The sequence below is a fragment of the Cellulomonas carbonis genome (genome assembly GCF_014636275.1).
Lineage (GTDB): Bacteria > Actinomycetota > Actinomycetes > Actinomycetales > Cellulomonadaceae > Actinotalea > Actinotalea carbonis.
Map to the genome: position 1 here is coordinate 1 of NZ_BMEB01000028.1, position 636 is coordinate 636.

Here is a 636-nt window from a genome sequence, read left to right on the forward strand (position 1 = left end):
ATCCTCGAGCGCTTCGACAGCACCGGAGACGTCACCCTTGAGGATGAGGTTGAGCATGTCGACCTTGCCCTCAGCCAGAGCCTTCGTGAAGTCCTCAAGGCTGATGCGCTTGCGACCGCGGGCCTGAGCGGCGTTGCGCTCGATGGCCTCGCGCTTCTCGGCGATCTGACGGGCCGTGCGGTCGTCATCGGTGGAGATGAACGAGTCACCGGCACGCGGGACGGACGACAGGCCGAGCACCTGCACGGGGCGGGAGGGCCCTGCCTCCTCGACGACGTTTCCGTTCTCGTCGAACATCGCACGCACACGTCCGTAGGCGGTGCCGCAGACGATGGCGTCGCCCTGACGCAGGGTGCCGGACTCGACGAGGACGGTGGCAACCGCACCGCGGCCCTTGTCGAGCTTGGCTTCGATCGCGATGCCGCGAGCGGACTTGTCGGGGTTCGCCCGCAGGTCCAGGGCCGCATCGGTGGTCAGCAGAACGGATTCGAGCAGCTGGTCGATGCCCTCGCGCTTGAGCGCGGAGATCGGCACGAACATGGTCTCGCCGCCGTATTCTTCGGCCACGAGGTTGTATTCGGTCAGCTGCTGCATGACCTTGGCGGGGTTGGCGCCTTCCTTGTCGATCTTGTTCAC

Annotated in this window: 1 protein-coding gene; it reads right to left on the reverse strand. The window is 65.9% G+C overall.

Annotated elements, in window-relative coordinates:
- A partial coding sequence (locus tag IEV86_RS17505; RefSeq protein ID WP_369009115.1) for a translation initiation factor IF-2 occupies nucleotides 1-636 on the reverse strand: 636 nt, incomplete at both ends.